Raw genomic sequence first — 19,698 nt, forward strand, 5'->3', positions numbered from 1 at the left:
CTTGTTCTCTCTAATTAGGAAATACTATGGTCGCGAAATCAGATTGGCACGCATTTTCAGTTCTTGTTGTTGATGATGAAATAGGTATGCAAACTATCCTAAAGAAAGCATTAAGCAAACAATTTGGTCAAGTCCACACTGTTGGCACGATTGAAGATGCAGAAGTTATCCGTCAATCTCATCATCTCGATCTTATAATCTTAGATATTAACTTACCAGGCCAAACAGGATTAGAGTGGCAAGAAAGTATTGCCAGTGATTCTCGTAATTATGACGTTATATTTATGACGGGCTATGCCGAGTTAGATACCGCGATTCAAGCGCTGCGTTTAGGTGCGGCTGATTTCATTTTAAAGCCATTTAATCTTGAAAATATGCTACAAGCGATCAGACGTTGTATGGATCGCCGACTGGTTGAAAGGACTAATTTTGCGTTACAAAGAGAAATAGAAAAGAGTAATCCAATTGAAATTATTGGTAATGCAGATAAAACCTTACAGTTAAAACAAATGGTGGCTCAATTAGCGCCCTCTAATGCTGCCGTGTTAATTGAAGGGGAGTCAGGGACAGGCAAAGAGCTTGTTGCTCGTGGTTTACATCAGTTAAGTCATCGTAAAGGACCGTTTGTGCCTTTGAATTGCGGTGCTATTGCCCCAGATCTTTTAGAAAGTGAATTATTCGGTCACACATCTGGCGCATTTACTGGCGCGAAAAAAAGCAGAGAAGGGTTATTTAGAGTCGCTAATGGTGGGACATTATTCCTTGATGAAATTGGTGAAATGCCAATTGGAATGCAATCATCATTGCTTCGTGCTCTTGAACAAAAAGCGATTCGACCGGTGGGTTCTGAAAAAGAGATACCAGTTGATGTTCGTATTGTAGCGGCGACCAACCGAAATTTGCTTGAAGAAGTAGAAAAAGGGAATTTTAGAAAAGATCTCTTCTATCGCTTAAATGTCCTTACTGTCTCATTGCCAACCTTGCGTGAACGTAAAGCCGATTTGGCCTGTTTGACTGAGCATTTTTCACACATGATCGCGAAAGAAATGGGATTGAAACCAATTCATTGGGCGCATGAAGATATCGTGGCGATGGCACATTACGATTGGCCTGGTAATATTCGTGAACTTAAAAATATGATCGAGCGTTGTATTTTATTAGGAAAACCACCAGTTGAACATTGGTCAGGGTTACAAGGTAATACACCTCTGCATCAAGATTCTGTATTTGATGCTGCAATAGAGCAAAAAGAAACAGAGTGTAGCTGTATGCCTGAAATGGATGTTTACCCTGAGCAATGGACACTAAAAGAAGTAGAAAAAAAGCACATTATTGCCGTTGTTGATTTACATGATGGCAATAAATCAGCAGCAGCAAGACAACTTGGTGTCGCCCGAAAAACATTAGAAAGAAAGTTTAAAGAGTGGAGTGAAGAGATCGCATGATGTTATCTCCTCTTTTATGGAAACGTAGAATTAAAACCATGGTGAGATACCGCTTGCTGTGGTTGAACTCTGTCCCTTTATTCTTAACCTTACTTGCTCTAGTGATTATTACTGCGTTTTGGTCTGTTCATTATACGTGGCAAAATGCGCTTAATGACGTAGGAAGTAAATTGTCTGTTGCAGATAACAGCATTAATTTTTTACAGCAAGAGCAAAGTGCTGAACTTCGTGGTTTTGTTGAGTCTTATCAATTTCAAACACGATTAAAAAACAACGATAAAAACCTTCAACGATGGTCGGTACAACAAGCAGATAAGTACAATTCTGATTTTATTGTCGTGCATCCCATTAGTTATATTAATCATTTACCGGACTCATCAATAAAAGCCTTATCATTAGGTATATCTCGTACGTTTTTTCAAGTAATGAATAAAGACGAATTGAGCAATATTAACCCTCAATTAAGTACTCAGGTAAGTATTGTAAACAAAGAAGATGGCAGCATAGAAAGTCGAAGCTTAATTATTAGAACGTTAATTCCTATTTTTGATGATCACGGGAATTTAGTTTGGATCGTTGATAGCGGGATCATTCTTAATAACAGTACATTTTTGGTCGACCGTATCCGAGATCTCATTTATCCAGAAGGCGATCTTGATTCTGATAGCTATGGAACGGTTACTCTATTTTTAGATGATTTACGTATTAGTACCAATGTGCCATTACATAATGATTTTGCGAATAAATCGCTAAACCAAGGTCGGGCGATAGGAACCAAAGTGTCGCTTGAAGTTAAAAAAAGAGTGATTGAAAACGGAGAACGTTGGGTAAACCGAGCTTATGTTTATAACGATTGGTATATCTCAGCTTATCAACCAATTAAAGACATGAACGATAACATTATTGGTATGCTGTATACCGGTTATTTAGAGTGGCCTTTATTAAAACAATATTTACAAAATTTGGTAGAAGCGGGCGTGACTATTCTAATTACGTTGTTGTTATCAACCATCTTTGTCCACCGTGGGGCAAGAGATCTCTTTCAACCGATTGAAAAAATACATTATGTAGTAAAATCAGTTCAAATGGGTAAAGAAGTTCGTATTGGTGATTTAGGGTTAGATAATGGACACGAACTGGCTAGCCTTGCACAGCAATTCGACAATATGTTGGATCAATTGCAACAACGAAATATGGAGATCCAGCATGCATCTAAAGAACTTGAATCAAAAGTAGAATCTCGTACTGCCAGCTTGCACGAAAAAACCATTGAGCTTGAGCAATATATTAAGTTATTAAAACAAGCGCAAGATAAGCTCATTATGAGTGAAAAATTAGCCTCTCTGGGTGAATTGACCGCAGGCATTGCTCATGAAATTAATAATCCTACCGCTGTGATTTTAGGAAATGCTGAATTAATTAAATATGAGTTAGGTGAGGGAGCGGATGTTATTTCAGAAGAGTTAGAAGCTATCATGGAGCAGATCGACCGTATCCGTAATATCACTCGTAGTTTGCTGCAGTACAGCCGCCAAGGTGGTATTCAAGATGAAGTAACATGGCAATATATCAATCCAATTATCGAAGAGAGTGTCACTCTTGTTCGTACTGGGTCTAATAAGCGTGATATTGAAGTGGAATTTGATTTCCAGCAAGCCCCTAGAGTTGAAGTGAATCGACATCATTTATTGCAAGTCCTCGTTAATTTACAAATGAATGGAATTCATGCAATGAACAGTAAAGGAAAACTGATCATTCGCAGCCGAACGTGGTCAGAAGAGGGGATTGAACTTGGGGCGATAATTGAAATCGAAGATTTTGGTACAGGAATGAATTTAGAACAATTAAACCGAATATTTGATCCATTCTATACCACTAAGCGGGATGGAACAGGACTTGGTTTGTCAGTGTCTCAAAGTTTATTAAGTCAAACTGGTGGAGAAATAAAAGCGCGATCTGAACTTGGCGTGGGCTCTACTTTTATTATCTATTTACCAACAAAATCAGAACATCATCAATATGATAATTTGGTTGGTTAGATATTGAAGTGTATGAATTTAAAAAAAGAGGGGGGCGGAAGTGTTACCCCCCTCACAAAAATGTGGAATAGCCTCATTTTTGTTTCTTTTTTCGCCACAATGTTATCAAAAAATGTTGAAATTTAGTCAGTGTTATTAGATAGTTAGCACGTCCGGTTATGACCCCGAACAGTACTAAATTAAGCCACATTCTGAGACGTGTGGCTTTCCTTCCTCTCTCTTTATGTTTTCTTTTATTTACACTTTCCTAAAAACAGTATCTACCTTTACTTGAACAACTTACTCAATAATTATGATGTTATCAGTTTGATCTGTATGTAATTGAGCTTTGTTTTGTTCGATAAGCTGAGCTGCGTAAGAAGGCGTTACTGCATGAAGCTGACCTTTTAAGCGTACGCTTGAAGCTTCCCAAGGATGATCCTTATAAACACCAGTTTGAATGTATTGAATGAGCACTTTCATTTACTTTCTCCTTAGTAACAAATGACTGAATGTCTTTCTAACCATAAGTCTTACTTTTATTATGTGCTACAGATAAAAATGTAATATTAGATTTATAAAATAGATTCGGTTTCGTTTGTGTAATTTAACGAGGGATGAAGTACCAGGTAGCTTATTTTTATAAAGATAAATGACCTGTGCATGAACGCAAAATGAATAATTTCCTCATGAATCATTAAGGTATGGTTAGGTATTCTTACTCCTAAGTTAAACCAGTTAGGTTTACATCGAATAGGGTAAAGAATATGAAACCATTAAGCATTGTCGTTATCACATTAAATGAAGAAAAAAGAATCGGCCGTTTATTAGAAGGGCTAAGTAAACAAACACATCAAGATTTTGAAGTTATTGTTATCGACTCAAATAGTGAGGATGCAACGTGTGAGGTTGCACAAGCATATCAAGCTTCTATTCCTGAATTAACGGTTCATAAAATGGAAAAACGCGGAGTGAGCCTAGGACGAAACACAGGCGCTTCTCTTGCTAAACATGAACGTTTACTTTTTTTGGATGCCGATGTGTGTTTGAAACCTGATTTTCTAGCTACGGCAATGACTCAATTGAGTGCTAAAAAACTAGAAGTCGCTGGTGTGTATATGGGGTCTAAAGGGTTGCCAGTGGCTCATAGACTTGGCTATGGTATGTTTAATATTGGATTGTTCCTTACTCAATATACTTTCCCTACAGCTGTCGGTGCTTGTATTTTTTCAACGAAGCGTGCTCATGAAGAACTGCAAGGATTTGATGAACATATTACGCTTTGTGAAGATTGTGATTATGTAAAACGAGCTAGCCAAACGTGGCGTTTCCGTTTTCTACCAATAACATTTGAATTTGATCCACGTCGTTTAGATCAAGATGGATTATTTAAAATGGGCGCTACGTATTTAAAAGCGAATATACGTCGATTTTTCTTTGGTGAGATGCGAAATAACGAAATGGAATACAAGTTTGGGCATTATTCTGAACAATAATAATTAGAATAACGAGAATTGGCTATGTACGCTTCGATGACATTATTTATAGGCGCATTATTAGATGCGCTTATTGGACCTAATTTATTTGTACCGGGAGAGCCATTTTTAATTGCAGCTGGCTATCAACTTCATCAGGGTCTTTGGTATGGAGTCATTGCGGTATTATGTGGTGGTTTAATTGGAGACCAATTAAGTTACTTGATAGGGTATCATTATGGACGAAAAGCACAGAAGAAACTAATTCAATGGCAGCCTAAAATTCGTCGTCCCATTGCTCGTTGTCGATTGTTATTAAAAAGAAAAGGGAACTTCGTCCTTGTTTTTTCGCGCCTATTAGGACCTGTTGCTTGGATTGTCCCTTTTATCGCAGGGGTTAATCACATCGAATGGCGTCGTTTCTCTTTATTTGCAACGGTTGGATTACTTTTAGGTGTTGGCCAATTTGTACTTTGGGGATATTTGTTATCATATGGTTTAGAGGCTTTTCCTTGGTTTAATAACGTTAAGATTTTTGTAATAGAGCATAAGCAATTTATTATTACCTTATTCACAGTTATTATTATTTTAGCCATTGCATACAAATGCCAATGGAAAAATAGTCGTCAAAAATTAGTGATGATGATCCTTAGCGCTGTTATTTATCTTAATTACAGCCACTTCTTTTGGGTCGCTGATGATGTTACCGAAAACCCAATTGCGGCCCCTTTGTATTTCGATGAGCAGCAAGCATCATTTAAAGTATTTCCTGGTGTGTCATCTATTTTTGATGCTCAAGCCATTAATATCGCACTGATTGGTTATCATCCTAAAAGTGTAATGACTCAATTAGGTTGGATAGAAAACAAAACATTTTCTCGAGATGATATTGAATTTTTAGATTACCTTGCGTTATTAAAGAATAAAACACCACCAGTCTCGGATTTGTTTTGGAATGGGCGAATACAGACATGGCATTTCAATTTTATTAATGGCAAAGAACTAGGGCTATTCATTTGCCCTAGTTCTTTATGAGAAGTAGAAAAACTAATTTTGTACTAGAGGGAAGGTCAGTGTTGCTTTTAAACCACCCATTGGGCTTTTATCTAATGCTAATGAACCTCGATAACTGTGTGCCATTTCATTAACTATGTGTAAGCCAAGCCCTGTTCCTGGTGTCGATTCATCTAAACGAAAACCCCGCTTTAAAACATGCTCGAATTTTTCTATTGGAATTCCGCAGCCATCATCTTCAATAATAATACTTATTTGGTTGTTAACCGGTATAGAGGCATGAACACGGATCATCGAATGTGCCCATTTGTAGCTATTTTCAAGTAAGTTACCTAACATTTCATCGAGATCGGTTTTATCGACCGTTATTTTTGAATCGGTATCAAGCTCATTAATTAATAAAATCTCACGCTCTGCATAGACTTTATCGAATGCCATTGATATTGCATCGATTCGTTCCGAAGGGGACGTAGCAACAGAAAGAATGTTCATTGCTCCAGCCATTCGAGCGCGACCAAGATGATAATCAATGTGTTCTTGCAATTGATCTATTGGAATTGAAAGGCGGGCTTTTTCTTCTTCTGTTAAATAAGACAACTCGTTCTTTAATACCGATAAAGGCGTTTTGAGGGAATGAGATAAATTGCCAGCATGATGACGGGCACGCTCTAGTAACTCTTGGTAATGAAATAATAGCGCGTTGAGATCAGAAACCAGCGGTGCGATTTCTTGAGGATAATGTTGGCTTAATGCCTGTTGCTCACCTTTACGCAACATGACTAACTCAGATTGCATTTTAGCTAAAGGACGAAGTGACCAACTGACTTGAATACCGATAAGAAATAATACCCCGCTGAACAATAAGCCAAGAATGACCCAGAGTTGGCCCGTAAGTTGATGTAAGGTTTTTTCTAGTGGGTCTTCATCAAGACCAATAGTGATGGTTATTGGCTGTTTAATTTCAGGAAGGTAAATATTTTTTTGTACATAAATAAGTTCCTCGTTATTAGCGCCTTTAACTTTTGTGTTAATTGATAAGCTATCTTCTTCGAATGTGAGCTTTTTATCCCATAATGAACGCGAACGGAGCTCATTTCCTTTGGTTTTTATTGTCCAGTAAATACCGCTATAAGGTTGATTAAAGCGAGGATCAGATAAGCGTGAAGGCATAATAAGTTTCCCTTCACTGTCTACTTCAATGTTAGCGGTGATTTCATCCATAGAGAGAGATAACTGATCTTTTGTATCTTGAACTAGATAATCACTTACCAATTTTGGGATCCCAACCCCAGCAGCTAAGATCATGGCAGATAGCCAAAAAGCCGCAGCAAGAAGCAAGCGGCTTTTTAGGCTTAGTTTTTTAAATGTATCTTTAAGGTGTCTTGGTGCTTTTTTCACTGCGAACCTTTAGTATTTTAAGGATTTAATTGGTAACCAAGCCCACGGACTGTTTTGATAATATTAGGCGCAATTTTTTTACGAATACGTCCAATAAATACTTCGACAGTGTTTGAGTCACGATCAAAGTCTTGTTTATAAATATGCTCAACTAAGGTAGTTCTTGAAATTACTTTTTCTGGATTGTGCATAAAGTAGGCTATAACTTTATATTCTAGCGCGGTAAGACTAACTGCTTGCTCTTGCCATAACACTTTTGAGCTTCTGGTATCTAAACTTAAGTCACCAATTTTGAGAATAGGAGATGCGTTTCCTGATGCTCGACGTAACTGAGCACGAATACGGGCAATTAACTCGACCATTTCAAATGGTTTAGTTAAATAATCATCGGCTCCGGCATTTAAGCCTTCGACGCGTTGAGATAGTGTGTCACGCGCACTTAAAATAATAACAGGCGTATTAATGTTTTCGTCACGGATGCTTTTTAAAACCGTTAAGCCATTTAATTTTGGTAAACCAAGATCAAGAACAATTGCATCCCATTCCTCTGTCGTTGCTCGATATAAGGCATCGATACCGTCTTGGGATAATTCAGGAACCCAATCAGCACCTTCTAAGGTTTCAATGATTTGTTCACCTAAACGCGGCTCATCTTCTACGACTAAAATTTTCATTATTATTCTCTTAGTAATTATCTTTTTTGTTGTTATTTAAGAGCTGCGCGAATATCGCGGCCTTTGATCTCTGTGATTGCTAAGGTTGCTGCATCATATTCAACTTTGATTATATTGCTCTCATGAACCAGTTTTAATTCGTAGGTCCACTCATTATCGTCTTCATCGAGCTCTACCTTGATAATTCGGCCATGAAAGTCTTTTTCAACCATAGCGTAAAGATCAGAAAATGGCTTTACTAAACCGGCTTGAACTGCGTCATAAACTTCATCTTGATCTTCATCTATATCTATTTTAGCGCCATTGTGCTGAACATCTTGAATGAGCTGATGCCCATCAGGGTGATCATTAGCAAAAGCACTTTGCGATAATGGAATAAAAGTGAATAGGGCAGCAAGGTATATAGCTGGTTTTTTTAGCATAATGCTTCCTAATTAAGTCAATTATAGGAGAAGTATAAAACAGCCAAGATGAATAGAACATGAATTTTCATTTTACATGACCTACAAATAATGAGTTATTTTGATAAAAGTGTAAATTTATTTGAGTTATTGTGCTATTTAATGACTATTTTTATAAGCGTCTGATTTTACGGCTTAATTGTTAAATAATGTGATTAGAATCATAATTATTTGACTGTTTTTTTGCCTTTTTTAAAAATATTTCACTGGTTTTACGTTTTTCAAGCTGCTAGAGTCCCATCCCTCACGCATCAAGTGGGATACCCATGTTTAAAAATAGCAATGAAAATAGCGATAAACTAGTTCCAACACTTACTATAGGATTTATCCTTTTATTTCTTCTCTTTGCTCTTGTTGATCTCTCAACATTTACTGCAACGATTCAAACCATGTTTATGTCGGCATCGACAATGTTTGGTTTGTGGTGGCAGTGGTTAATGATCATCACGTTTGTTTTAGCTCTTATCATTGCGATGAGCAGTTACGGCAAAATCAAAATGGGTGGTGAAGAAAAACCAACGTTCGGTACGTTTAAATGGGTCGCAATGATCATGTGTACCTTACTTGCTGGCGGTGGCGTTTTCTGGTCAGCTGCTGAACCTATCTTTCACTTCATCACGCCTTCTCCAACTTTCTCAGACATTAAAAGCGGTACTCTTGCTGCGGTAACTCCAGCATTAAGTCAAAGCTTTTTGCATTGGGGCTTTCTTGCATGGGCGGTATTGGGCACATTAAGTACGATTGTACTAATGTACGCACATTATAACTGCGGTGTTAAATTACGTCCTCGTGCGTTGCTATACCCGATTTTAGGTACGAAACTTGAAAACCATTGGTTAGGTTCATTAATCGATGCTTGTTCAATTATTGCAGTTGCAGCAGGTACTATTGGTCCGATTGGCTTCTTGGCAACTCAGCTAAGCTATAGTTTAACTGTTCTAACAGGGCTTGAAAGCTCCCTGATGAGTCAAATGGGTCTTTTATCGATAATTGTTGCCATTTATTCAGTTTCAGCCTTCACAGGGATGGACAAAGGCTTACAGTGGTTAAGCCGAATGAATGTTATTGCAGCTGTTACATTATTAGTGGCTATTTTAGTACTAGGTCCAACAAGCTTTATCTTTACTGAGTTTGGTCTTGCATTTGGTAACTATATTCAACACCTTCCGGAAATGAGCTTAAGCACAGCAGATCCTGCATGGAACTCGTGGTGGACATGGTTCTTCTGGGGTTGGTTTATTGGTTTCGCTCCAATGATGGCTATCTTTATTGCGCGTATTTCAAAAGGTCGCAGTATTCGTGAACTTGTGATTACAGTCGCAATTATTGCTCCTATCGCAACAAACTTCTGGTTCTCTGCATTGGGTGGTACAGGTATTTTCCTTGAGTTACAAACTCCGGGCAGTATTTCTGGACCATTACAAGAAGCGGGCTTACCTGCGGTATTACTGGCGTCATTAGAACAACTGCCATTAAGTTGGTTGCTGATTCCAGCATTCTTAGTGCTGACGACGACATTTGTTGCTACAACGGGTGATTCAATGGCGTATTCAATTGCAATGGCAGTTGAGGGTACAGATACACCATCACGTTACCAACGTCTGTTTTGGGCAATAATGATGGGTGTGGTTGCTGGCGTACTATTGATTGCAGGGGATGGTGGATTAAACGCTCTACAATCTTTCATTGTGATCACGGCGGTTCCAGTTTCAATCTTACTTGGCTTTACGTTTATTTCAGCACCTATTGCTGTATTACGAATGAAAAAAGTTGAGCAAGAAAATAACCAATCTGAATCGGTTAGCCAAAAAACAGCGACTGCATAACAGATAAAGAACAGTACTGAATCAAAGGCTTATCGCAGGATCTGTGGTAAGCCTTTTTTAATATCTGCTATTTGAGTGAAAAACGAATAGTAGAACGATAAATGAACTATGATTTTAGTGTTGATACAATAAGACATTCGTCCAGAGCACACCGCGCAAGATGTTGCTAATGATATGATGGGGTAAGAATGAAAAATAAAGCCGCTATTTTACAACAATTATTTCTTAGAGAGACACTGGGAAGCCCAATAGCAGAGCGAGGAAGTCAATCACTAACGGAAATGCAATTAGAGCAATATGATCAGTGGTTGTCTGAGAAACGTGATTTTTCAGTTGAAGAGGTATGTGCATCCCATTGGATTAAGTCATGTACAGCGGGTTACATTACCGAGGTTATTTTCAAGGCGAGTGGCAGCTTAATTGAATTTACGTTGTTTGATAGATTAAAAACGGTCGGGCAGTGGGAGTTAGATGATGGTTTATTGTATGTATCAATATTTAAAGGTGAAAACCAATACGATTTTGCGATTGTGGCAAACTCTAGCGTTAACATTCACTCTGCGATTGAATACAAAAATGATGAACTTCATTCCTATCTTAAATTAGCTCAGACTAGAATGTGAATGGGAAATAGGCCGCTACTAATAGCGACCTATGATTCTTTCTTAAGTGTTTTTAAACTCTTTTCCAAACTCCCCATTCGCCAGAGGTCTCAGGGTTATTACCTTGAGTCCACCACTGAGCTTGATAAGTTACGCCGTTAACGGTCACTTGGTCACCGGTATTATAAGTTGCGGTTGTATCCCACGTTGAATTAGGGTCAACAGGTACTGTTGGCGGTGTTGGCTCTACAGGTGGTGTTGGTTCTACAGGTGTTGGCGGTGTCGGTTCAACAGGTGGTATTGTTGGTGTTCCGCTGATCGCTTCCCAAACACCAGTTGTGCTTGTTACTGGGTTATCACCTTGGTTCCACCATTTAGCTTGGTAAGTTACTCCACTTACAACAACTTGATCGCCAGTATTGTATACTTTATCAATATCCCAAGAATTTGTTGGATCAGTCGGGTCGGTTGGCTCTGATGGATCGGTAGGTAGCGTTTCAACAACACGAGTCACAGGCCAGTTAGCGTGGGATTCATAGAAGTTAGTCACACATTTTTCATAGTCGCCAGGGACAAGCGCTGAATACGCGGTTTGGAAACCGACCAACTCACACTCAAATGAAGCGCCTTCTGGACGATCAGAATAGTATTTCCAGTTACCATCCCAGTTAGTGTATAAAACATCAGTAGCGCCATTTAAGTTCAAGCTACCATAAGGTGTTTGCTGCCAACAAGTATTTGTTTCATCCGCTTCAACAGGGATTTGGTAATGTGAAGATAATCCTTCCCAATAACGAATACGGTTAACAGGTTGGCCCTTGTCTTTGTTTTGCTCACCGCATTCGATTCCACCATTAATGACATTAATCGTAGTACCAAATCCATAACCGATCCCCGCATCCGTTTCTCGTTGTGAAGGGGTCCAAGTGCGATCGATAACATGAAGCATGGCAGGTTTAGGTGCTTGCGGTGTTAAGAAAAACCAAATTGCAGAAGCAAGATTTAACCAAGAATCGGCAACAAGTGCAGGGTTATTAAGCAATACGGTTGCATCGCCATCGTACATTACTTCAGAGAAAGCACCGTAGTTAAAGTGGTAAGACAGTTGTTTTGCACCACGCCCGAAGTAACCTTGGCCCGCAGCACATGGCCAACGTTTATTTTGCCAATCATTTTGACCACACCCTGTTGTGTAGCCTTCTTGGCCTTCAGACCAACCCATTTCACGAACATGGACTAATGCTTGTTGCCATTCTTCAAGCCCCAGTGGATTATCCCATGTATTATCTATTGCGATATGGCCGCCAGTTTCCTGAGAAAAGTGTGCAAATGCGGTAACGATTGATTTCTTACAGATAGCATCAGAATCACGGCCATCAGTATAGTCACCACAGAAAGCAGGGAACTTACCAATTGCCTGTAAAAAACGAGTATAAGAATATTCAGGGGCTGCCATCTGAGTTAAAAAGAACCATTCAGATGCAGGAAAAACACGTTCAACACGTTTTACGTTGGCAGGGTTTGTTGCTAAGCCTGTATCGATAGCGTCAACAACAGAGTTAGGTTGAGTTGCTAAAGCTTTTGCCCAAACATCATACATAGGATCTGCTGTCTTTGCGGCTTCAGCAGCATCAATTTCAGCTTGAGTAACAATATAGCCTGTCGGGTTTTCAGGATCCGGTTGGGGATTCATGGTAAAACTATTAGCTGCAAAACTGCATGCAAGCAATGTTGGCAGAACGGCCAGTTTAAACATGGGTAACGCTCCTTGTAGTTAATTACAAAATAAAAATAAGTTGGAATAACTATAGAAGTTTTTATACAGTTTAGTTATCTAGATGTGTGAACCTGTTTTAACTATGCGAGTCGCATCAAAGAGTATAAATTATAAGAAAAATTACAGTCACAGTGTGATTTTTTGTCAGGTAAATAAGAGGCATTAATGGTAAGTATTGTTCAAGCGACTAAAGCAGATCTAAAGTGTATTTACAATGTAGAAACGGAAGCTTTCGGTTCTCATGGTTATCCAGCTTTCTTTATACGACAAGCATTTGATTGTTGGGCTAATGGATTATTAGTTGCCAAAAATGAAGACCAAATATTTGGTTACGTACTTCAAGTGCCATCAAGCAATCATCAAGGTGATGCATGGGTATTATCCTTAGCTGTTTCTAAACAAGCGCAGGGAAAAGGGTTAGGTAAGAAATTACTAGAGACAGCAATAAAGAATGCAAAAGGATATAAACGATTATTATTAACGGTTTGTCCTAAAAATACAGGAGCGTATGCTTTGTACCAATCATATGGCTTTTACTTAGTTGAAGAAGAACAAGACTATTTTGATATTGGTGAGCACCGTCTCGTTCTGGCGCTAGATATTGCAGAGTAACTTGTTATTGTACTTGTAGTAAGAAGACAAAACGATTTGAATTCGAGGTGAAGAGAGCATGGAAATCGATTATAAAGTTAATGAACCTATTACTGCTGAGCAGTTTATTACCTTATTAAAGAAAACATCTTTAGGGGAGCGTCGCCCAATCGACGATGTTGAAAGAATACAGGCGATATTAGATAACTCAAATCTAATAGTCACTGCGTGGGGAGATGGAGAGTTAATCGGTGTCGCTCGTTCGGTGACTGATTTTAATTTCTGTTGTTATCTATCTGATTTAGCTGTTGATAAAAGTGTTCAATCAATGGGGGTCGGTAAATACCTTATTTTGGTTACTAAAGAAGAGGTGACACCTGATTGTAAATTGATTTTGTTAGCGGCTCCACAAGCAGAAGGCTATTACCCTAAGATCGGTTTTGAAGCGCACAACAGCGCCTGGGTTTTGTCGGATGAAAGCCAATTGAAACTCTTTTAAGGATAAATAATGACATCAATTAGTGTATTAGGTTGTGGTTGGTTAGGCTTTCAGTTAGCAAAGCACCTGGTAAGTAATGGTTTTACCGTTAAAGGCTCTGTTCGTAGCAAAGAAAAAACAGGGCTATTGGAAAATGCTACGGTGACTTCGTTTTTGTTGGATATCGACGGTGAAGTAACCGGGCAATCATGGAAACAATTTTTAGATTCAGATATATTAATTATTGCTATCCCTTCTAAGAACCAAGCAGGCTTTGCTTCTCTGATCTCTACTTTAGAATTGTCATCTATTAAACATGTTATTTTTGTTAGCTCAACTTCTGTATATACAGATAACAATGCCGTGGTTACTGAAGAGGTAGCTGCATCTGAGTCTTCTGCATTATTTCAAATTGAATCTCTATTTTTTCAATCGTCTGCATTCACAACAACAGTGATCCGTTTTAGTGGTTTAGTTGGTTATCAACGAAATCCTGGGCGATTTTTTCAGAAAAGTGGCCGTTCGGTCAGCAATCCGGATGCGCCTGTAAATATGATCCATCAGGATGATTGTGTTGAATTAATTACGCAGATTATAAAACAAGAAAAGTGGGATGAAGTATTTAATGCGTGTGCTGATAACCATCCAAGTAAACGTGAATTTTATACTCAAGCGACCCAACAAATTGGGGTCAACACTCCTGAATTTATCGAATCAGAAACCCAAACCTTTAAAATTATTAGTAATGAAAAAATTAAAAGGGCATTGGGTTATGCGTTCATTTACCCTGATGTAATGCAAATTTCTTATGACATCTAAACGCCATTAATTAAGGATAGAATAATGAGTAATCCAATAGTAGCTAATCCATTAGTAACCACAGCATGGTTAGCTGAACATCTTGATGACGATAACCTTGTAATTGTTGATGCCTATATGGCGAATGTCGTAGGTAAAGAACCGTTAGTTTATGATGAATTTTCTTGTTTACCGACGGCGCGTAAATTGGATATCGAAGCTGATTTTTGTGACCATTCTTCTTCTCAGAGCCATGCATTACCTACTGAGTCGCAATTCACTCAAGCAGCTCAAGCATTAGGAATTAATAGCGATAGCACCGTTGTTATTTATGATAACCAAGGCATTTATTCATCACCGAGAGCGTGGTGGACGTTTAAGGTGATGGGATTTGAACATGTTTATGTTTTAGATGGTGGATTACCTCAATGGATAAAAGAAGGCAGAGAAACGGCTTCTGAATATGCAACAAATAAGAGGGTCGGCAACGCGATAGGAAAAGAAGTCGCAGGATTAGCTTGTGGTTCAGATGAAGTACTTAAGGCTATAAACACCACTACTGCTATTTTAGATGCTCGAGCTGAAATGCGATTTTTAGGTAAAGCTCCAGAACCAAGAGAAGGGGTTCGTAGTGGGCATATTCCAGGTTCAAGAAACCTCCCGTTTTCTATATTGTTAGATGAATATTCCTACCAAGATAAAGAGACATTACGAGCTATTTTTGAAGAAAGAGTGCCATCAGTAGATACAGTAACCTATTTCAGTTGTGGGTCAGGTATCACAGCATGTATCTTAATGTTAGCCGCAGTATCTATTGGTTATAAAGAGGTCACTTTATACGATGGTTCATGGGCTGATTGGGGAACTAATCACGCATTACCTATCGAATAACGAAAGTAAGGATTGTGAATGCGTGACAGTTTACGGAAGAAGATCATCGAAGTATGTGATAAGAAAGTAGCGCAGAAAGGAGACAATGTCGGGTTGTCTTTTTATGCTTTTTTTGCCAATAAAAATGATGATCCAGAATTGCTTATGGAAGCCGCTACGTGGTGGATATCTACCCATAAATTAGACCATTTTGAAAAGGCGATTAAGGTTAAAAATATGGTAGTTAATAAGCTATGAATATACATATACGCCAAGGAACAATTGAAGATGTGGTTCGTGTAGATGGTCAAATACCAGAGTTTGATAATCGTAATACTAAAGAAAAAGTCGCCTTACGCTTGGATGGTTTAGCTCATTTAATCCTTATTGCATTTGAGAATGACTTGCCTGTTGCATATAAAATGGGTTATCAACTTTCAGCAACAGAATTTTACAGTTGGCTTGGCGGTGTTATTCCAAGAGCCCGTAAAAAAGGCATTGCCACTCAGCTTCGACTACTTCAGGAGCAATGGGTAAAAGAAAAAGGCTATCAAAGCATTAGCGTTAAATCGATGAACCGTTATCCTGCAATGTTACAACTCCTTATTTCAAGTGGTTATCATATTTCAGGTTATGAAGATGAAGGGACGCCGGATAGTAGCAAGATTAAGTTTCAAAAGAATATGATTGAATAACAATAGGCTTATTTTTTCAAAGCAATACGAAGTTATGGTCTACAATTGAAGTAGACCCAACCTAGATATGATTGGTGGGATTTTTAAATAGAAAGTACAGGGATAATCGATGGATAGAATCACCTTTCAAAAAGTGACAGCGTGTGAATATCCATCACTTTTCTCTATCTACAAAAAATACCTCTATTCTACGATTGAAGATACTTTTGGTTGGGATGAGGTTTTCCAAACTCAACATTTTGCTGATTCCTATCGAAAAGAATGGTTTGAATGGATCATGTTCAATGGAGAGAGACTTGGATTTATTTGTGTTAAACAAGAACAAACTAGTGTGCATTTTCATTTGTTACTTATTTTTGAAAAATATCAAAATAAAGGGGTAGGGTCTGCGGTGATGAAATATTATCAACGATACTACAGTGACAGGGTCACTAAAGTCAGCTTGTCTGCGTTTAAATGCAATCAAAAGGTGATCGATTTTTATTCAGCGCTTGGCTACCAGATCACAGGTGAGAATAAATATTTTTACGATATGGAACGTTCGCTTTGTTTTAATGGGTATTTAGGAACGGACAGCTATATATAGTACTGGTTATTCTATTTAAGTGTAACGTATTATTCCTCTATACATATGGGGTTTATTTGTATTTTAATAATATCCCCACCAGTATAAACCGCCATAAGTAACATAAAAAGGGAAGGATGCTTATTCATTGTAGACCTCACAATTCAAAAAATGAAAAAGAATAGCGAGACAATCGATGATGTTGTCTCACTACTTTTCAGGGGTTATTGTATTTTTTGAGATAGTCCTATGTTTTTAGGCGGAAACTTTTTAAACGTTGCTGCGTGCATTTTTGCTTCTTCTCCCATTGATGCTAACCAAGGGTTAAGTCTATGTCCTACTGGCATTTCTTCTTTAGGATCAATGTATAAATTGAATAGCCATGGTGCTAACCCAACATTTTGCTTCACAGAGTAGTCAATTCCCATGAAATTACTTTGTTCATTAGTGACTTTTACGTGCATTTTATATTCACGCATACGCAGAGCCATGAAATCTTCACCCGCCCAAATATAAACATGTTCACGTTTACTTTTTCCGTCGTCCGTAATTAAGAATGACGTTTGATCAATACCATCAAAGTACTTATCACTTGGCAGTTCTTTTTTGTATCCAGCAAGGTGCAATGAGGTATTAAATAAATCCATCATATCGAAAAGTTCCGCACTTTCTCGTGGTTGGATAACACCTTTCCAGTAAGCAATACCGGGAACCCGAACGCCACCTTCCCATGCCGAAGCCTTACCTCCTCTAAATGGAGTAAAACCACTGTCTGGCCAACTGTCACGTTGAGGGCCATTATCTGAGGTGAAGAAGATAAAGGTATTTTCTTCAATGCCTTCGTCTCTAATAGTTTGTATGATTCGGCCTACAAGGGCATCTACTTCGACGACATTATCTTTATAAGGGTATTTACTAGCACTTGCACCTTTAAATTCTTTACTTGGGTGATTATCGGCGTGAACGCGCATGAAATTGTGTGAGATAAAGAAGGGTTTATCTGTTTTTGTTAGTTCTTTAATTTTAGTCATCGTAAAGTCAGCTAAGATATGGTCTGCTTCGGCAAACTGTTCAATTCCAGTTGTTGGTACAATAACTTTTTCGTCTTGTCCTTTTACTGCATGATACATATCGATCTTTCCACCAACGGCTTTAAATCGTTGCGCTTTTTCTTTATCAAGGACGAGATCCGGATAACGGCGTTCATCAAATTGTTGGGTTAATTCTTTTTGAGACGCGTAATAGCCTTGAAACTCATCAAATCCAACATCTACCGGACGCATACCTTCATCTTCACCTGTATGCCATTTCCCTGTTAATACAGTGTAATAACCAACACTTGATAGTGCTTTGCCAATACTCATTTCATCAACCCATGGATTTGAGGTGACTTTATCTCCAGCTAGAATAGGGCGAATTAATCCGGTTCTTATCGGTAAGCGTCCCGTCATCATTGCTGAGCGCGTCGGAGTACAAGTAGGTTGAGAATATACTGAGGTTAGGGCGAGTCCATTTCTAGCTAGCTCATCTATATTGGGTGTTGCAGCTCCTATATGCGCACCGCCTCCCCAGGGGCCACCAATATCCCCAAAACCTAAATCATCAACAACCAACCAGACAATGTTGGGTTTTTTATTGGTAGATTTCAGTTTTGATGCTAATTCAGAATTAGCGGCTTTATCTTGTTCTGGTCTTGGTATGTTTGGCTGCATATTATTTTCATTAGAAACCGCGCGCGATAATGCACTCGCAGAAGTCAATGATGGTGCAGATAATACAATACCTGCGAGTAAGCATGTTGCGAGTTTTCTGGTTGATTTCATAACACTCTCCTTAGCGATTAAGATAAAGAATAGTAGACAAGATCCGTTTCGCAATCTGGATGGCTCTTATTTATATCCAATAAGTAATTTATTTGAAGAAAAGAGAAATAAAAGAGTTTTTTTACTGATTCAATTCATTTATTTCGGTTATGTACTATATTTTTATTATTGTTCTTAATAGTAAATGGATTTCTATTTATGAAAATAAGAGTTATTCCGTCAGCGTTGATAAGCACACTATTGATGTCTTTTTTTACCTCTTTATACAGTATTCACGTATTTTCTGAAGAAGGAGGGAGTGGTCATTATATGCCCGGTTCGATGTCTTCTTTTGTGGATGGTATTCCTGATTCTCCTTCCTTTATCGCCCGCCTAAATGTGTTAACTTACGAAGGGAAATACGATAAAAATCTTCCTATTGCAGGCTTGAATACCGCAGATATAGACGTTAAATCACAAGCCTTAGGACTAACGATGGTTTATCGTCCGAATTTTGAGATCGGTGATAATTGGAGTTATGCATTTGGTGGAACGATTCCATTTGTTGATATAGAAGTAACGGCTAGTGTTGAAACAAGCGGCCAATATGGCGTAAAAGTGACAGAAACTGACTCTGGTTTGGGCGATATCATGCTAATGCCTGTCATGCTGAATCAAATCATTAATCCTGATTTAAATGTGAATTATCGTGTCAGTGTTTACGCACCAACGGGTGATTATCAAGTGGGACGATTGGCGAACACAGGTAAAAACTTTTGGACGATAGAACCGACGATTGCGGCTATTTATGTAGGAAAAGAGAATGGTATTGAGGCTAGTATTTTTGCTGGAATGGATTTTAATACCGAGAATAAAGACACGAATTATAAATCAGGAATACAAGCGCATATTGAGACAACAATTGCTCAACACTTCCCCTTATTTGGTGGGTTAGCTGGCGTAGGAGCAACGGGTTTTTATTATACCCAGTTAACGGGGGATAGCGGATCTGGTGCAACATACGGTGATTTTAAAGCCAAATCGGTTGGCGCAGGACCTACGATTTCTTTTGTTCATTCCGTAGGGAAGACCGACATTTTAACTGAACTTAAATGGCTTCATGAGTTTGAAACCAAAAGACGCGTACAGGGCGATACCATTTTTTTAAAAGCGATGGCTAAATTTTAGTAACGCATTATCAAACGGTGT

General features: G+C 38.4%; 20 protein-coding genes. 14 read left to right on the plus strand and 6 right to left on the minus strand.

The features are described from left to right. The first annotated feature begins 26 nt into the window (after nt 1-26). Together A6E06_RS13460 and A6E06_RS13465 are read left to right on the plus strand one after the other, a co-directional pair. Nucleotides 27-1,445, plus strand: coding sequence for a sigma-54 dependent transcriptional regulator (locus tag A6E06_RS13460; RefSeq protein ID WP_065591222.1), 1,419 nt, complete (start codon nt 27-29; stop codon nt 1,443-1,445). Beyond that, a complete protein-coding gene (locus tag A6E06_RS13465) occupies nt 1,442-3,484 on the plus strand; it encodes a HAMP domain-containing sensor histidine kinase (RefSeq protein WP_065591221.1) in 2,043 nt (680 codons plus the stop codon). The genes A6E06_RS13460 and A6E06_RS13465 overlap by 4 nt, the downstream gene beginning before the upstream one ends. Before the next feature lie 279 nt (nt 3,485-3,763). On the opposite strand, the gene A6E06_RS13470 is transcribed toward A6E06_RS13465, so the two are convergent. Further along, nucleotides 3,764-3,946, minus strand: a complete 183-nt coding sequence (locus A6E06_RS13470; RefSeq protein WP_065591220.1) for a hypothetical protein — start codon at nt 3,944-3,946, stop codon at nt 3,764-3,766. 284 nt (nt 3,947-4,230) lie between these two features. On the opposite strand from A6E06_RS13470, the gene A6E06_RS13475 reads away from it, so the two are divergent. Both A6E06_RS13475 and A6E06_RS13480 read left to right on the plus strand, forming a co-directional pair. Continuing rightward, nucleotides 4,231-4,959 carry a glycosyltransferase gene (locus A6E06_RS13475; protein ID WP_065591219.1) on the plus strand — a complete coding sequence of 243 codons (729 nt, stop codon included), beginning with the start codon at nt 4,231-4,233 and terminating at the stop codon, nt 4,957-4,959. 36 nt (nt 4,960-4,995) lie between these two features. Continuing rightward, nucleotides 4,996-5,973, plus strand: coding sequence for a VTT domain-containing protein (locus tag A6E06_RS13480; protein ID WP_255312098.1), 978 nt, complete (start codon nt 4,996-4,998; stop codon nt 5,971-5,973). 12 nt (nt 5,974-5,985) lie between these two features. On the opposite strand, the gene A6E06_RS13485 is transcribed toward A6E06_RS13480, so the two are convergent. The 3 genes from A6E06_RS13485 to A6E06_RS13495 are packed head-to-tail and all read right to left on the minus strand — an operon-like array spanning nt 5,986 to nt 8,446. Beyond that, nucleotides 5,986-7,350, minus strand: a complete 1,365-nt coding sequence (locus A6E06_RS13485) for an ATP-binding protein (RefSeq protein ID WP_065591217.1) — start codon at nt 7,348-7,350, stop codon at nt 5,986-5,988. 17 nt (nt 7,351-7,367) lie between these two features. Continuing rightward, nucleotides 7,368-8,024: a response regulator transcription factor gene (locus A6E06_RS13490; RefSeq protein ID WP_065591216.1), complete on the minus strand. Its 657-nt coding sequence runs from the start codon at nt 8,022-8,024 to the stop codon at nt 7,368-7,370. A gap of 32 nt (nt 8,025-8,056) precedes the next feature. After that, nucleotides 8,057-8,446, minus strand: a complete 390-nt coding sequence (locus A6E06_RS13495) for a PepSY domain-containing protein (RefSeq protein WP_065591215.1) — start codon at nt 8,444-8,446, stop codon at nt 8,057-8,059. A 305-nt stretch (nt 8,447-8,751) separates the two neighbouring features. On the opposite strand from A6E06_RS13495, the gene A6E06_RS13500 reads away from it, so the two are divergent. Beyond that, nucleotides 8,752-10,311 carry a BCCT family transporter gene (locus A6E06_RS13500; protein ID WP_065591214.1) on the plus strand — a complete coding sequence of 520 codons (1,560 nt, stop codon included), beginning with the start codon at nt 8,752-8,754 and terminating at the stop codon, nt 10,309-10,311. A gap of 188 nt (nt 10,312-10,499) precedes the next feature. Then, a complete protein-coding gene (locus A6E06_RS13505; RefSeq protein ID WP_065591213.1) occupies nt 10,500-10,934 on the plus strand; it encodes a hypothetical protein in 435 nt (144 codons plus the stop codon). A gap of 52 nt (nt 10,935-10,986) precedes the next feature. Here the strand turns inward: A6E06_RS13505 and A6E06_RS13510 are convergent, their stop codons facing one another. After that, nucleotides 10,987-12,669 (minus strand): chitinase, encoded by a 1,683-nt coding sequence (locus A6E06_RS13510; RefSeq protein WP_065591212.1) that lies wholly within the window; start codon nt 12,667-12,669, stop codon nt 10,987-10,989. A 186-nt stretch (nt 12,670-12,855) separates the two neighbouring features. Here A6E06_RS13510 and A6E06_RS13515 point away from each other — a divergent pair, with 186 nt between their 5' ends. The 7 genes from A6E06_RS13515 (at nt 12,856) to A6E06_RS13545 (ending at nt 16,708) form a co-directional block, all read left to right on the plus strand. Then, nucleotides 12,856-13,302, plus strand: coding sequence for a GNAT family N-acetyltransferase (locus tag A6E06_RS13515; RefSeq protein WP_065591211.1), 447 nt, complete (start codon nt 12,856-12,858; stop codon nt 13,300-13,302). A gap of 58 nt (nt 13,303-13,360) precedes the next feature. Beyond that, nucleotides 13,361-13,780: a GNAT family N-acetyltransferase gene (locus tag A6E06_RS13520; RefSeq protein WP_065591210.1), complete on the plus strand. Its 420-nt coding sequence runs from the start codon at nt 13,361-13,363 to the stop codon at nt 13,778-13,780. Nucleotides 13,781-13,789: 9 nt separating this feature from the next. After that, nucleotides 13,790-14,578: an SDR family oxidoreductase gene (locus A6E06_RS13525; protein WP_065591209.1), complete on the plus strand. Its 789-nt coding sequence runs from the start codon at nt 13,790-13,792 to the stop codon at nt 14,576-14,578. 24 nt (nt 14,579-14,602) lie between these two features. After that, a complete protein-coding gene (locus A6E06_RS13530; RefSeq protein ID WP_065591208.1) occupies nt 14,603-15,448 on the plus strand; it encodes a sulfurtransferase in 846 nt (281 codons plus the stop codon). An 18-nt stretch (nt 15,449-15,466) separates the two neighbouring features. Beyond that, the gene (locus A6E06_RS13535) at nt 15,467-15,685 is read left to right on the plus strand and encodes a DUF6500 family protein (RefSeq protein WP_065591207.1); all 219 of its coding nucleotides are present in this window, start codon (nt 15,467-15,469) and stop codon (nt 15,683-15,685) included. Then, nucleotides 15,682-16,122: a GNAT family N-acetyltransferase gene (locus A6E06_RS13540; RefSeq protein ID WP_065591206.1), complete on the plus strand. Its 441-nt coding sequence runs from the start codon at nt 15,682-15,684 to the stop codon at nt 16,120-16,122. The genes A6E06_RS13535 and A6E06_RS13540 overlap by 4 nt, the downstream gene beginning before the upstream one ends. Nucleotides 16,123-16,231: 109 nt before the next feature. Then, entirely contained in the window at nt 16,232-16,708 is a 477-nt protein-coding gene (locus A6E06_RS13545; RefSeq protein ID WP_065591205.1) for an N-acetyltransferase, read from the plus strand. A gap of 203 nt (nt 16,709-16,911) precedes the next feature. On the opposite strand, the gene A6E06_RS13550 is transcribed toward A6E06_RS13545, so the two are convergent. Further along, the gene (locus A6E06_RS13550; protein WP_065591204.1) at nt 16,912-18,510 is read right to left on the minus strand and encodes a sulfatase-like hydrolase/transferase; all 1,599 of its coding nucleotides are present in this window, start codon (nt 18,508-18,510) and stop codon (nt 16,912-16,914) included. A gap of 198 nt (nt 18,511-18,708) precedes the next feature. On the opposite strand from A6E06_RS13550, the gene A6E06_RS13555 reads away from it, so the two are divergent. After that, nucleotides 18,709-19,677, plus strand: coding sequence for a transporter (locus tag A6E06_RS13555; protein ID WP_065591203.1), 969 nt, complete (start codon nt 18,709-18,711; stop codon nt 19,675-19,677). The last annotated feature ends 21 nt before the right edge of the window (nt 19,678-19,698 follow it).

It is taken from the genome of Aliivibrio sp. 1S175 (genome assembly GCF_001690985.1).
GTDB lineage: Bacteria > Pseudomonadota > Gammaproteobacteria > Enterobacterales > Vibrionaceae > Aliivibrio.

Bases quoted from the DNA above. Each gene is read 5' to 3' on its own strand.
- A6E06_RS13525 (WP_065591209.1), top strand. From the start codon at position 13,790: ATGACATCAATTAGTGTATTAGGTTGTGGTTGGTTAGGCTTTCAGTTA.
- A6E06_RS13460 (WP_065591222.1), top strand. From the start codon at position 27: ATGGTCGCGAAATCAGATTGGCACGCATTTTCAGTTCTTGTTGTTGAT.
- A6E06_RS13470 (WP_065591220.1), bottom strand. From the start codon at position 3,946: ATGAAAGTGCTCATTCAATACATTCAAACTGGTGTTTATAAGGATCAT.
- A6E06_RS13530 (WP_065591208.1), top strand. From the start codon at position 14,603: ATGAGTAATCCAATAGTAGCTAATCCATTAGTAACCACAGCATGGTTA.
- A6E06_RS13505 (WP_065591213.1), top strand. From the start codon at position 10,500: ATGAAAAATAAAGCCGCTATTTTACAACAATTATTTCTTAGAGAGACA.
- A6E06_RS13550 (WP_065591204.1), bottom strand. From the start codon at position 18,510: ATGAAATCAACCAGAAAACTCGCAACATGCTTACTCGCAGGTATTGTA.
- A6E06_RS13540 (WP_065591206.1), top strand. From the start codon at position 15,682: ATGAATATACATATACGCCAAGGAACAATTGAAGATGTGGTTCGTGTA.
- A6E06_RS13535 (WP_065591207.1), top strand. From the start codon at position 15,467: ATGCGTGACAGTTTACGGAAGAAGATCATCGAAGTATGTGATAAGAAA.
- A6E06_RS13490 (WP_065591216.1), bottom strand. From the start codon at position 8,024: ATGAAAATTTTAGTCGTAGAAGATGAGCCGCGTTTAGGTGAACAAATC.
- A6E06_RS13500 (WP_065591214.1), top strand. From the start codon at position 8,752: ATGTTTAAAAATAGCAATGAAAATAGCGATAAACTAGTTCCAACACTT.
- A6E06_RS13520 (WP_065591210.1), top strand. From the start codon at position 13,361: ATGGAAATCGATTATAAAGTTAATGAACCTATTACTGCTGAGCAGTTT.
- A6E06_RS13480 (WP_255312098.1), top strand. From the start codon at position 4,996: ATGACATTATTTATAGGCGCATTATTAGATGCGCTTATTGGACCTAAT.
- A6E06_RS13555 (WP_065591203.1), top strand. From the start codon at position 18,709: ATGAAAATAAGAGTTATTCCGTCAGCGTTGATAAGCACACTATTGATG.
- A6E06_RS13545 (WP_065591205.1), top strand. From the start codon at position 16,232: ATGGATAGAATCACCTTTCAAAAAGTGACAGCGTGTGAATATCCATCA.
- A6E06_RS13515 (WP_065591211.1), top strand. From the start codon at position 12,856: ATGGTAAGTATTGTTCAAGCGACTAAAGCAGATCTAAAGTGTATTTAC.
- A6E06_RS13510 (WP_065591212.1), bottom strand. From the start codon at position 12,669: ATGTTTAAACTGGCCGTTCTGCCAACATTGCTTGCATGCAGTTTTGCA.
- A6E06_RS13475 (WP_065591219.1), top strand. From the start codon at position 4,231: ATGAAACCATTAAGCATTGTCGTTATCACATTAAATGAAGAAAAAAGA.
- A6E06_RS13465 (WP_065591221.1), top strand. From the start codon at position 1,442: ATGATGTTATCTCCTCTTTTATGGAAACGTAGAATTAAAACCATGGTG.
- A6E06_RS13495 (WP_065591215.1), bottom strand. From the start codon at position 8,446: ATGCTAAAAAAACCAGCTATATACCTTGCTGCCCTATTCACTTTTATT.